Origin of the sequence: Anaerotruncus sp. AF02-27 (assembly GCF_003465835.1) — a bacterium.
GTDB lineage: Bacteria > Bacillota > Clostridia > Oscillospirales > Ruminococcaceae > Anaerotruncus > Anaerotruncus rubiinfantis.
In genome coordinates this window covers 1-11,991 of record NZ_QSBX01000005.1, presented here as the reverse complement: position 1 = coordinate 11,991, position 11,991 = coordinate 1, and the positions used below count along the sequence as shown (strand labels likewise).

Here is an 11,991-nt window from a genome sequence, read left to right as displayed (position 1 = left end):
ACCTCCTGTGATTTGGTTGCGGACTGTAAAGTTAAATGAAAGTTGAAGACCCGTCAGCCCTTCTGGTACAATGGTTTCACCACAAAACACATGTACTCCCAGAAAGGAGACGAGTCTTCATGGCAAAATTATACCAACGATGCTGCCCGAAGTGCAACAACAAAACGGGATTTAATCGCTACGGAAAAGATAAAGCTGGGCATCAGAAGTACCAGTGCAAGAAGTGTTGGCACCAATGGGCACCAGATACTCCAACGAAACAACGGGGTCGCTCTCGAACAAAGGAATATCCTCTGTGTCCTGTTTGCGGAAAGGCAATGTATGTGCATCACGATAGGACGCATTACATCCACTACACTTGCACAGACAAGAAGTGCCGCCACTCCGTTTTTGTACCAAAGCCTACTGCTATCTCAGCTCCATCCATGTCCAAGCTCTTTGGAAAGACAGATTTTAAGCGGATGCGCTATCCGGTCCATGTGATCCTCATGGCCTTGACCATGTTCTACCTGGGCAAGAACTCGTTCCGCAATATCGCTCTGATTCTGCGTACCGTGATGAATGTCCAGGTGTCTCACACGACTATTAGCAACTGGTGTACCCGCTTCGCCCCAATGTTCCAGAATATTGCGATACAGCTCATTCCAGCGTTAAATTTCAACTCTGACGAGTGGCACGCCGATGAAACTGTTGTGAATATACAGGGCGAGAAATACTACCTCTGGCTCATTTTGGACAGCGAGACTCGCTTTGTCCTCGGCTTCCATCTGGACCGCCACAGGGACAGCCCACAGGCTTTTACCATACTGGAAGCCGTGAAGCCTATGGGGACTCCGCAGGCCATTGTGAGCGACCGCTATTTTGCCTACCAGATGCCCGTCAAGACGCTGCATGGGGTCCGGCATATCCGCGTGGAGAGCTTCCACGATGATATTACCAACAACCTCATAGAGTGCTTTAACAAGCAGTTTAAGGCATGGTACAAAACCAAGCAGGGGTTTTCCTCTTTCGCTTCTGCCAACAACCTCATTTCCATGTTCATCTTCTTCTACAACTTCGTCCGCCCTCATTCCACCTTGAACAACCTTACCCCGGCCCAGTGCGCCGGACTCAGGCTATCCAAAAAGCGTAAACGGGAGCTTCAGCTCGTTGCATAGCGATATTGGCTGATTTCGGGTCCTATTTTTTCATGTTTACTTTACAGTACCTTTGGTTGCACTCACAGAAGGCTTGATGTATAATAGATTCATCAAGCCCCTTGTGGGTTTGGTTCAAAGAGTAATCGGGGAGCGTCGCCAAACAATCACCCGGTTGCTCTTATTTTTTTTGTGCCAAAAGCAAATGGATTCCCTGCCGAATCGCTTCGCCCTTTGAGATTTTATGCTCATCGCAAAACGCCTGCAATCTGGCTTCGGTTTCCGTGTCCAGCCTGACGCTGTATCGGATATCCTTGGGCTTTTCTGCTTTTGGCCTTCCTGTACGTGGGGACACTTCATCACCTCACTTTTTGCCACACCTAAAGTATAATTAGTGTCACGCAAAAAGTCAAGTTATTTATGGAAATATTAATTTGCGCAATCCGCAACCAGATCGAGCGAGATAAAGAAAAGGCCGGGGAGCAGCCCCGGCTTGACAATACAACAAAAAATTCATATAATAAAGATACAAAAGGGCACTGCCGACAGACGGTTACGCCCCAGTAGAGTTACAAAGAGTAGCCGCTACATGTAGGAGTGTGGGCGGCTACTTCTTTTTTATTGCGAGTATGTATCCGGTTGCTGCGATCAACACAAGGATGACCCAACCATAATCCATAAGCAACGCCCCCTTTCAGGGGCTAAGACTTAACCGCCTGCCGCTGGGATCGACAGTGCCTAGTGCGATTATAGCATGGCCTTTATTTGAATTCAATGCCTTACGGCACTTTAGGCTGCCAGCCGGGGGACATCATGGAGTATGTCCCAGAGGAACAGACGGAAGAATAACCGTTCGCTTTTGGCAATATCGCCCATTGTGGGCTAATCCTTAACGTGGTATAATCTAACTCACAAAGTAAGGGAGTTGAGCACATGGATGAAAAAATGCTGCTGGAATCAATAAAAAACATGTTGGAAGCGCAGACTGCCGAAATGAAGGAATACGTAAAAGAGGAAATAGCCAGCGCCCTGCAAAAGAACAATTCCGCAATTGCAGAAATTGTCACTGAGGCGAGCGAGCACGTCTCTGAAGCTCTGTCTGAAAAAGTCGACGCTTTGGAGCGCTCCATCAAAGACGTGGAGACCGTCACCGCCAGAAACACCTTTGAATTGCAGCTCATCAAAGGCAAAGCGTAACTGTCAGGTAGGAGGGAACCCCATGTTAGATCAGAATGATTTAAAGGCCCTTGCTCAGTTGATGCAGCAAAATAACGATTCCTTACGCGCTGAGCTCTCACAGCTGATGGACATAAAATTACAGCCCATCGGAGAGCGGCTAGATCGCATTGAGAATGACGTGGAGCAGGTAAGGCAAGACGTTGAACAGGTCAAAACAGATAGCCGCCAAACACGGGTACTACTGGAGCATCAAGACCACAATATTAGCTTGATTGCTGAACAGTACGGAGAAATCACTCGAAAACTCGAACGGGTCTATGAGATTGACGAACTCAAAGACAGAATCCGTACCCTTGAGCGAGTTGTGTCTGCTCATACTTCCCAAATCAGAGAGATTAAAAAAGCTCAATAAGCATAAAGAAAGCGGGCTTCCCTTCGTGGGTTGCCCGCTAATTTTATATCTATATCGCCGACGGTCGCCAAATTTGGTGAGCATCCCCACTTGTGGGGAAAACTCCATTTTTGCTACTTTTGCTATTTTTGCTCCACCATAACGAGAATAAAAAGCCGCCCCGAAGGACGGAGAGTAACTACGAATTTTTTCACGGTTGATTATTTTATCAATCGTTGCCATTGGTGGCGACGCTCCATTTTTTGTGGAGCGTACCCACAAGTGGGCACGGCTTTGTATCAGAGACGGCTTCTGCCACAAGTGGGGACATTATCGCAAACGAAAACTTTTCGGTCGTGACAAAGCCATATCTTAGCGCGTGAACGGCTTGCAAGCCCGCGCAGCGGCCTTTAGACGGTCTGGCCGTAACCTTTATCAAATGTGGAAACAACAAGGTTAGAAGGGCCTTTGTGCCGCCGCTTTCTGCTTGTCCTCGTCCTTGATCTGCGCCAGCTTGATTGCGTTACGCTCGCTGATGTCAAGTTCTTGGCGATCTGTATTTTGCCTCTAACAGCCCTCTCTGTAATTCCGGTCTTTGCAGCCGTATCTGCGGCAAAAGATTTTGTGGAATCAAACGGAAACTGTTTCCGTTTGAAACTTTCGCTTTTTCTGTCGCCTCCAGGCCTAGTGTCCGGGTGCAGTTCTTCGTAAATCTCCTTGCGCCGCAAAAGCTGATCCGCTTCGTCGATGTGGTTCAGGTTGTGCCGCACAAGGTTCTCGTCGATCTCCGCAAGCTCGGTCTGTAGACCCTTTAGGTCAACCTGATTGCATTCGATGGAGGCGCGGCCCGCAAAGATTTTCTCAGCTTCTCCAATGCGTGACGCTCCGCGCTGAGCACTCCCTGATAGGATTTTTCATTGCCGATCCGTTACCAAAAGCATTCCGGCGCAAAAAAGCCCTCATTCTGGTGAACCTCTACGAAATCCTACCGGCCCAACCGGAGCCGGAAGCGCACAGAATAGCTCTAGCAAGTGAACTGTTCATCAAGGGAAGTCTGGATATTTTTGCGAAGCCCACCAACCTAAACACCGAAAACCGCATCCCGTCCTTTGACACTTCCGACCTGGGGACCCAACTGCGGCCTTTTGGAATGCTCGCTCTCATGGAGAGCATGATGAACCGCGTCATGGACAACCGCAAGCAGGGCCGCCGTACATGGCTCTATTTTGATGAATTGTCCGTCCTGTTCTCCTACGAGTGGTTCACCAGCTTCCTTGATGTGAGCTGGAAGAGATACAAAAAGTACGGAGCGTTGGCAACCGGAATCTTCCAGAATCTCGGCCAAGCCCTGAAATCTGAAAAAGCAAAAAGCATAATTTCCAACAGTGAATTCCTACTGTTGATGAACCAGGCCGCGCCCGACTGGGAGCAGGAGGAAAGCCCCAACGCAGAGGCGGCGAGCCGGGTGGAGGCGTCTGTGAAGGGCGCGGCTTCCGGTACAGGCCGGACAGTGAAGTACGGATCTGGAAAAGTTCTGAAGCAGCGCGGCTTCCCCAATGGGCGCGGCGAACAGGACAATTCTTTTCCAACCGGCTACAGCGAAACCACACGCCAGGCCGCAATTCAAAGTTGGCGAAAGAAGCCGTCCGTACTTCGCAGAAAGCCGGACGGCCTTTTGAGACGCGGAAGTTCCGCGCCGGGCCGAAGGCCGTACCGTCCCGAACAACTGGACCGACGTTGTGGCAATATTCGCGGTCAAGTCCATTCCGGCCGACGAAATCAGCATGGATGTGGCGACGATGGACACCAAACGGGTGGACCTGATGAAGAATGTCTTTTGGGATATGGACCTGCTGAACCATTGGATTGAGTGCATTACCACTGACGACGAGGACAAGGAAGACACCTATGTCTTTCTCTGTCATAGAAAAGACCTCCCCGTTGTTCTTGTTAGGTTGGCAGATCTTTACTTTAATCTATCGGGGAGTTCCTTTTTCGTCCATAGCCAAAACCTTTTCCTTACCACTGACAGAGCCAGCGGTTGCCTTACGAAAGCAAAATCGCCGGTCGAATGACCGGCGATTTTTATAGGTTCGGAATGTTCCCGGACGGGGCGCGGGAAGGGATTAAAACCGAATGTCATCATCAGAAATATTCCGTTCCGCCTTGATACGAATTTGCTCTTTTTCACGGAAGGTAATAAACAGGATCGTGATGCCCAGCACCGCAACAACGACGGCCAGCAGAACAGGCGGATAGGTCTTCATGTTTTCATAAACAATCCATCCCAGCGTGCCATAGCAGACCAACAGGAACACCGTCAGCACGGGCGTGCTCATATGCAGCTTGGAGTCCTTCCAGATCTGTGGGTATTTCCGCAGAACCGCGATACATGCAACGTTCGGAACAATTTTGGTCAGATAGGTGAGTCCGGTGGTCATGCGGGAAAAAAGTGTGGTGTCGATGCCGAAGATGATGGGGGCAATGGTGATGACGAACAGCAGGCTCAACAGGATGTAGGGCACACCATACCGGTTCAGCCGGCCCAAGTAACCGGGGAACCATCCCTCTTCGCTGCTGCGCACCAGCGCGTTGGCTGTGTTGAGAAAGCAAGCGTTGATGGTGGTTGCAAGGGCAATCAGGGCACCGCCCACCACAAAGAACAGGTATGTATTGCCGGGATAGATCTGCCGCGCCACGACAGTGAGCGGCTGTCCTGCCGTTTCACTCAAAGGCAGGACGCCGGCTGCCACCACCGCGATCAACGAGAACAGAAGCATTGCTGACCCGGTAATTGCCAAGTTGCCCAACAGAATCGTCTTGTGTGGCTTTTTCACCCGACCTCCGCTGTTGGTGAGCCACAGACCGCCGCCCATCGCAAATACCAGCATGGTCACCGAGTCTTTGATCCCCTCCGCACCGTTGGGGAACAGGTTTTCATGAGAGAAGTTTGCAGGATTCACTTGGGGCAGGCCCAATACCAAAAAACTCCCCCATGCCAATACGAGCACAATATTCAAAAGGGTCTGTACCCGGGCCACGCTTTTTCCACCGAACAGGTTGGCCACAAAGAAGATGGTAACCACAACCAGAGCGGTAACCGTCTTGTTGATTGGAACCAAGCTTTCCAGGTAATTTGCAAAGGAAATGCCCATATATCCGATTGTGACATCGGTGAGAAAGATGATGCAGGCATAGACTCCGCCAAGCTTTCGGTTCAGCATGCTTGCGTACACATAGTTGCCGCTGGTGCGGGGCAGCACCGCCGCGGTCAGCAGCAGCGGCCCGTTCGCCAGCAGAACCGCTACACCTGCCAAAAGATATGCGATAAAAACACCGCTGCCGGTGAATCCGATGCAGACGCCTGTCATTGTAATAATGCCTGCGCCTATCACCATGCCGATCCCGGTTGAATAACATTCAGCAAAGCTGAGCTTTTCATTCGCTTTTTCAGTTTTGTTACTCATGATACCCCTCCTCAATCGTAAAGCTGCGGACGGCTGGCGCCTAGGCGCCAGCCTGTCGAAGCTCCAGCTACCGGATCAGAAGTTGGGCAAGCTGCCGCAGGTCAGTGCACTCCTCCAAATGCTCCACCGCATCCACAAACTTCCGTGCCTTCTCCGCTCCAATAAAGGGGGCCGCGCAATACATGAAATGCTCCCGTTCCTCCTGGAAGGTGAAGTTGTTCTGAGGATGCCCTTTCGGGAATTTGAGCGTCTCCCGCACAGTACGCCCGTCTTTCAGCACAACTTCCACTGTGGTTTCAGGGAAATCCCGATCCATAAAGATCAGGAATGCCTCATAACGATCCATCTCAGGCCCAAAGAACTCCACCAGCCGCGACAGCTCCGCCACACGGCCCACCGGCTCCCGGCTCTCCTGGGTAAACCAGTTCTCCGAGGGGTTGGGATTATCCAGATAGGCTGCGAAGCAATGCGGCACGCTGTATTGCGCCTGCATAAAGACATAGGGCCGGGTCATCCCCTTATCCGTATAGATATCCAGCTGCGGAGAAACGCGGATCTTCTCGATATCGTCTGCTTCAAATCCATGCCGGCGGCGCAGAATATCCAGGCCGTCCAGCGGGGCTTCGATCCAGACGTTTACCGGCCAATGCTTCAACAAAGTCTGCATAATCAGATAGTCGGATCCCAGATCCCGGTCCAGCCAGCTCCAATCCACACGGTCACAGATCTGGCGCCAGAAGCCGCTGTTGCCGTCCAGGCCGTCCAGATAGGGTTCGAAGCCGATCTCTGTGAGCAGGGCGCTGTTGATGCCGCACCGGGCGGAAACGCCGTGCGCCACATGGTAGGTATCCGTCAGACCGGTGTCCCCCAGGGTCAACGGGGTCAGATAAGCGCCCTTGGTGATTGCGGCCGCAATCCCGTCGCCGTCGAGGTTCAGCATTTTGGCGGCGGCCACGGTGGAAGCAAAGATCTGCCAACAGACCAGCCCCCAGCCCTTGCCTTTGCCGAAGTAGTTGGACAGGTCGGGCTGTACCGACATGGCAATGCGCTGGTACACCTCATAGGCGGCCACAACAGCTTCCAGATAGGCTTTGCCGCCTGAACCAAGCTTTTCAGCCAGTGCAAAGGCCGCGGGGATGACGCCGGCGGACGCATGCCCGGTCCATGTGCAGTCCTCCCAATCCAGGGTATCGGCGGTCGTACCATTGGCAAACCCAGCCTCTTCCACAGGCACTTTCAGCCCATCGCTTCCCCAGACAGTTGCCTCAGGGGTTCCTCCCTTTTGACGGACCATATCCACGGTACGCTGGGCGGTGGGGACGTTCATGCTGGCGATGGCGACAGCAATCACATGAAGGGTGATCTTTTTCGCCTGCTCAATCACTTCGGGTGGAAGGTCTTCATATTTTAGGCCCGCGGCATAAGCGCCCAATTTACGGGTATATTGCATGGTTACTTCTCCTCTTTTCTGATCTCACTTTTAAACCGAGGCTGATTCCTTGGGAGCGACATAGCCAGGATATCCGGGACGGGTTTCCACCCAAAGCGGATTCTTTTTGCTTGTGGCGATTACACCGAACACCAGAAGCAACACAGAGATTACTGCGAACATCAGCAAAACGATTCGGTAGGAGCCGACGTGGTCATACACAAAGTTCAGCATCGGCGAGCCGAGTGCGTTGCCGATTGTTCGGAAGATGACCGAATAGCTCATGAACTTGGCGAATTCCCGGAATCCGAAGACCTCCTTCATAAACAGCGGCAGAATGGTGTACAGCAGGATCGCCGCTCCCATGAGGAAGCCCGCCACGGTGGCAAGGAAGGTGGCGCTGGGGGTAATGGTCAGAAGCAGCACGATCATCCCGATATAGGAGGCGACGCAGGCCACGGTGGCCAGACGGATGCCCCAGCGGTCGATCACCTGCCCCAGCGGGATCAGCAGCACCAGGGAACCAATACTCATAATTCCGACCGCGCTGCTGACGGCTGCGGCATCAAAGCCGATGTCCTGAAGCTGGGCGGGGATGATACCCTGGACGGGGTACACGATAATGCCGGTGATAAAGCACCAGGCATAAGCGCTGTAAAGCTTGACGTTTCTGACGGAGTCCTTGAATACCGCTCCCGGAAGCGTGTTGGGATCAGGTTCGGCGGTGATCGCCGGTTCGCCTTCGGTACCCTCGGGAGCTCCCCAGGCCCGGACACCCTTCTCACTGGGATGGCTGCGGATCACCAGATATGCAATTGCAGCGACAACCAGCATGATGATCATGGTGTAGAACATGGAACGGCGCCAACCATAGTGCTCGATCCAGTGGGCAATGATCTTGGCATTAAAGAAGCCAGCGATATTGCCGCATCCGAAGATGATCGAAATAACAGTACCGCTCTTTTTGGCGAACCAGTTGTTCACGATGCTTCCCGCGGTCACCTGGCTGGCCAGCGGCCAGATCATTGCGGAGAGTGCGCCGCCTATAAAAAGCAACGGCAGGCTGTGTGCGGTGGAATAACAGATGGCCGAGAGCGCCGCGCACAGAAGGCCCATTGTGGCCAGTTCGCGCAGGCCGAATTTTTTCTGGATGCGCACATACATAAAGTACGCGACCGCGGAAATAAGCTCATGCACCGTCTGATGGAGGGAATACATGCCGCGGCTGATTCCCAAATCCTCCACAATTGGCAGCATATACAGGCTGAACGGGTTGCTAAACAGGTAAATTGCCGGAATCACTAAGCAGTAAGCGCCTGCAACGGCAAAGGCATAGTGAAACGCTTTTTTGTTTTGCATCACATCTATCCTCCTATAAAATAGTGGTTTTGCGCTGGAAAAAGTCCTCCTCTCCCATATCTTTGCTTATCACACTGCGGTTCCGGAACGCAAAGTGTATACAGAACAAATTGGGAACGTTCCCAAAAGAAATCAAAAAAATCCCTCACTTATTGGGGGCGAGCTTCTGAACAGATTTGCCCCTGACAAGCGTATAAGCCATATGCACATCCTTGCAGACCAAGGATTCATTCTCGATCACTTCTGTCATAAGTTCGGCAATCCGGCGGCCATACTCATAGTCCGGCAGATGTACCGAAGTGATGATCTCCATCCCTTGCTGGCTACCTTCTATCTCACCCTCGATGGACACGATGGAATAGTCCCGCATAGGGGACATTCCATAACGGCCGAAGGTACTCAGAATTTGGCGGGTGTCGGTGGTCTCGTCGACAAAGAGCGCGGTATATCCGCCCTGCCTGTAGGTTTTGTAAAGGTTTTCCATCGCCTGCGCTGGACCCACGATCCACCTGTCCTCGACATAGGGGTTATAGAACCGGCAGATGTCTTGTTCCGGCGTGTGCAGGGCTTTACAGGCGTCCTGAAAAGCCTGTTTGCGGAATTTCTGCAGAGTGTTGTTCTGATCGCCGTAGATCACCAGGATACGGCGGTGTCCCTGCTCCAAAAGGATGGAAAATAAGTCGTAGCTGTAGTGATAATTCCCCAAATATACCCGGAAGCCCTTGTCTTTCAGGACACGCTCACCGGTATAGACAACATTGCGGAATACGCTGGCCGCACTTTTGATCTGTTCCTCGATCTGGTCAGTGGTACCGAGTGTAATGAGGCCGTCTATGCGCTTTTCACTCAGATAGGTCATGCATTTGGGGGTATAGATGCCGTTCAAACTTTCGTAATCGTCGTGAACCAGCATCAGGTCATAGCCGTGCTGCTGGAGAATATCGGATACACCTGAAAAGCGAATGCACAAGGAATGTTCCCGGAACATAGCACCGCCCATTGAGAGCACGCCAATGACCGTGCTTTTGTTCCCACGCAGGTTGCGAGCGTTATAATTGGGACGGTAACCCATCTCCTGGATCGCTTCCATCACCTTCTGATGGGTGGATTCACTGACAGAACCGCCATTCAAAACGCGAGATACTGTACTTTTTGAAACGCCAGCCCGTTCCGCCACATCCCAGATGGAAAATTGCATCCAGAATCACCTCCCGCATCATTTGGGAACGTTCCCTAAATGCAGTTTACCAGTTCATTATAAAAATGTCAATAGAAAATCTTTATTTTCAGGGTGATTTTTAGATGGTTTCATAGTCGTTAATGAAAAAGAGAACTGCCACCGGCAAGGAGAGGATACAAAAAACGGCAACCAAAACAAAGACATCGGTCGAACGGCCGCCGTTTCGGGCGGATCAGAGTTTTGCCGTGGTCGCATAGTCGAATCCCATCGGGGCGCATTCGCCTTTCAGAACCTTGTCCATGCGGTCTTGCAGGCGCTGCTTGCTGTCCCCCAACACCATATATAAGCTCCCGTTCTGCATTTTTCAATCTATGTGATAGGTGTTCCATTGCGGGCTTGCCGTAGCGTATGAAATGCAGGAACCCATCTTTTGGAATTCGTACACGCGAACCCGTTACGATGACTAGGAAACCGAGCTTGTCAGGAGCCCGCTACACCACAAGGTTAAAGGTTAATTGTTATTCTATCTTTCCTAAATCTTATCTTTTAAGGGATACAAATTAGCCAAATAGTACCCACAGCGAAGTCCCCCGGTAGCGGGCAAGTGGCTAACCATAATCGCCAACACCACAAGGCCCCTGCCATTTATGGAAAATCCCCGAAATGAGATTTTAAATTCCCGTGGGGAAATTTTACTATGAAGAACTGGGGCTCGCGGTGTCGCCCGCTATCCCTGTACTTTTTGGTACGGCCCCACCACTTGTGGTGGATACCGCAAGGTAGCGTTTCACCACCCCACGACAATGCCGTCCTCATTGAAAACGCGGGTACTGTGAAGCTTTCCGTCAGTACCTTGCAATTTGCAAGATACTGAAAGAAGGTTTAGCTTGGCAAGCCCTCCCCCTGCACGAAATTTCATGCACCGAAACTAACGACACCGCTGTCGGTAGGTTCAATGCGACAGTGTTGTCTAGCTGATTGGTATGCGACACCGCTGTCTATAATCAACTTCGGTTCAGCGCTGAACCGAGGTTCAAAATTAACCGCAGCGCTGCGGTTAATTTGTATATGCCTTATAGACTTTGTAACGCCAGATATACAAGGTTGAAAACTAGGTGCAGCGCTGCACTTAGTTTTTTTAGGTGCTTATAAAGCAAACAAGGAGTTTTCGACAAAAATGGCGAATAGGTATCTACAACGCTGTCGATAGCAAACCTTGCGACACTGCTGTCGGCAGGTATAGGGAAATTTCCCGAGCCTTGACGGCGGGCAGGAGACAATGAAGATGAAAAATCGTCCCCCTGCGTCAAATTTGACGCACCCCCCTGTGGACGAGGTGGCTGATAGTCCCTTTGCGCGTCAATCGTATTGACTTGCAATAAGGTGTCCTGCGCTTTACGGTATACCCACAATGAGAAGAACCATTGAGCCCAATTTTGGGCCCAATGGCATTGGCTTAAACTTTCAATTCAGCGGAGTGCTCCATTGCTTGCCTGTCCATTGTCCCATGCTTCGAGACAGTCCCGGCCTATCATGTGAATTAACTCGACTGTATTTACACCGGGCACATGACCAATGGCCTTCTGTATCGTATCCGCCTTGTCTGTCGCCCATGATTCCCAGACATCCCGGTACTTCCCGGCCTTCCCGTCGCTCCATGCCTCTTTGATAAGCGGGGTCACAATTTCCATGTAGTCATTCGCCGTCATAGTGCCGCCTCCCGCGCCATCATCTTTGCAAAGCCCAGAATAAAGCACGATAACCGCTCCGCTTGTTCCTCTGCGTCCACGCTGGGGCCAATGTGTCCCAGAGCGATATGTGCGCACTCATGCGCCAGTGTGTGTATCTGC

At 51.6% G+C, this 11,991-nt stretch carries 9 protein-coding genes; 4 read left to right on the top strand and 5 right to left on the bottom strand.

Annotated features, from left to right (window positions below):
* Window positions 1-119: 119 nt before the first annotated feature.
* From DWV16_RS05830 to DWV16_RS05810, 4 genes are all read left to right on the top strand, one after another.
* Entirely contained in the window at window positions 120-1,157 is a 1,038-nt protein-coding gene (locus DWV16_RS05830) for an IS6 family transposase (RefSeq protein ID WP_118478173.1), read from the top strand.
* Window positions 1,158-2,069: 912 nt separating this feature from the next.
* The gene (locus tag DWV16_RS05820) at window positions 2,070-2,333 is read left to right on the top strand and encodes a hypothetical protein (protein WP_118478169.1); all 264 of its coding nucleotides are present in this window, start codon (window positions 2,070-2,072) and stop codon (window positions 2,331-2,333) included.
* A gap of 22 nt (window positions 2,334-2,355) precedes the next feature.
* Window positions 2,356-2,727, top strand: a complete 372-nt coding sequence (locus DWV16_RS05815) for a hypothetical protein (protein WP_118478167.1) — start codon at window positions 2,356-2,358, stop codon at window positions 2,725-2,727.
* Between the two features lie 946 nt (window positions 2,728-3,673).
* The gene (locus DWV16_RS05810; RefSeq protein WP_147349432.1) at window positions 3,674-4,576 is read left to right on the top strand and encodes a hypothetical protein; all 903 of its coding nucleotides are present in this window, start codon (window positions 3,674-3,676) and stop codon (window positions 4,574-4,576) included.
* Window positions 4,577-4,832: 256 nt separating this feature from the next.
* Here DWV16_RS05810 and DWV16_RS05805 read toward each other — a convergent pair whose 3' ends face one another.
* The 5 genes from DWV16_RS05805 to DWV16_RS05785 form a co-directional block, all read right to left on the bottom strand.
* A complete protein-coding gene (locus DWV16_RS05805; RefSeq protein ID WP_118478163.1) occupies window positions 4,833-6,173 on the bottom strand; it encodes an APC family permease in 1,341 nt (446 codons plus the stop codon).
* 67 nt (window positions 6,174-6,240) lie between these two features.
* Window positions 6,241-7,623, bottom strand: coding sequence for an MmgE/PrpD family protein (locus DWV16_RS05800; RefSeq protein WP_118478161.1), 1,383 nt, complete (start codon window positions 7,621-7,623; stop codon window positions 6,241-6,243).
* A 30-nt stretch (window positions 7,624-7,653) separates the two neighbouring features.
* A complete protein-coding gene (locus tag DWV16_RS05795; protein ID WP_118478159.1) occupies window positions 7,654-8,961 on the bottom strand; it encodes an MFS transporter in 1,308 nt (435 codons plus the stop codon).
* Between the two features lie 145 nt (window positions 8,962-9,106).
* A complete protein-coding gene (locus DWV16_RS05790; protein WP_118478157.1) occupies window positions 9,107-10,159 on the bottom strand; it encodes a LacI family DNA-binding transcriptional regulator in 1,053 nt (350 codons plus the stop codon).
* A gap of 1,451 nt (window positions 10,160-11,610) precedes the next feature.
* Entirely contained in the window at window positions 11,611-11,850 is a 240-nt protein-coding gene (locus DWV16_RS05785) for a hypothetical protein (RefSeq protein ID WP_118478155.1), read from the bottom strand.
* Window positions 11,851-11,991 lie beyond the last annotated feature (141 nt).

What these genes read in the sequence shown, in the direction of transcription:
- DWV16_RS05785 (WP_118478155.1), bottom strand. Translation starts at nt 11,850, where the DNA reads ATGACGGCGAATGACTACATGGAAATTGTGACCCCGCTTATCAAAGAG.
- DWV16_RS05805 (WP_118478163.1), bottom strand. Translation starts at nt 6,173, where the DNA reads ATGAGTAACAAAACTGAAAAAGCGAATGAAAAGCTCAGCTTTGCTGAA.
- DWV16_RS05830 (WP_118478173.1), top strand. Translation starts at nt 120, where the DNA reads ATGGCAAAATTATACCAACGATGCTGCCCGAAGTGCAACAACAAAACG.
- DWV16_RS05790 (WP_118478157.1), bottom strand. Translation starts at nt 10,159, where the DNA reads ATGCAATTTTCCATCTGGGATGTGGCGGAACGGGCTGGCGTTTCAAAA.
- DWV16_RS05820 (WP_118478169.1), top strand. Translation starts at nt 2,070, where the DNA reads ATGGATGAAAAAATGCTGCTGGAATCAATAAAAAACATGTTGGAAGCG.
- DWV16_RS05815 (WP_118478167.1), top strand. Translation starts at nt 2,356, where the DNA reads ATGTTAGATCAGAATGATTTAAAGGCCCTTGCTCAGTTGATGCAGCAA.
- DWV16_RS05795 (WP_118478159.1), bottom strand. Translation starts at nt 8,961, where the DNA reads ATGCAAAACAAAAAAGCGTTTCACTATGCCTTTGCCGTTGCAGGCGCT.
- DWV16_RS05800 (WP_118478161.1), bottom strand. Translation starts at nt 7,623, where the DNA reads ATGCAATATACCCGTAAATTGGGCGCTTATGCCGCGGGCCTAAAATAT.